Source organism: Microtetraspora sp. AC03309 (assembly GCF_020826795.1).
In the GTDB taxonomy this organism is placed as follows: Bacteria; Actinomycetota; Actinomycetes; order Streptosporangiales; family Streptosporangiaceae; genus Microtetraspora; species Microtetraspora glauca.
In genome coordinates, this window is record NZ_JADDIL010000566.1 from 1 (window position 1) to 418 (window position 418).

1 pseudogene is annotated in these 418 nt (G+C 68.4%); it reads left to right on the top strand.

Annotated features, from left to right (window positions below):
* Positions 1-418 (top strand): annotated as a pseudogene (gene carB, locus IMZ11_RS44385) (carbamoyl phosphate synthase large subunit); the annotation flags it as partial.

The window sequence follows — 418 nt, forward strand, 5'->3', positions numbered from 1 at the left end:
ATCATGGAGCACATCGAGGAAGCCGGTATCCACTCCGGCGACTCGGCATGCGCGTTGCCCCCGGTGACCCTGGGCCGCAGCGACATCGAAGCAGTGCGCCGCGCGACCGAGGCCATTGCCCGCGGTATCGGCGTGGTGGGCCTGCTCAACGTGCAGTACGCGCTCAAGGACGATGTGCTCTACGTGCTGGAGGCCAACCCGCGTGCCAGCCGTACCGTGCCCTTCGTCTCCAAGGCCACCGCGGTGCCGCTGGCCAAGGCCTGCGCCCGGGTGATGTTGGGCGCGAGCATCACCGAGTTGCGTGCCGAAGGCCTGCTGAACAAGAACGGTGACGGGGCCACCATTGCCCGTAACGCGCCGGTCGCGGTCAAGGAAGCAGTGCTGCCGTTCCACCGGTTCCGCCGGGCTGACGGTGCGC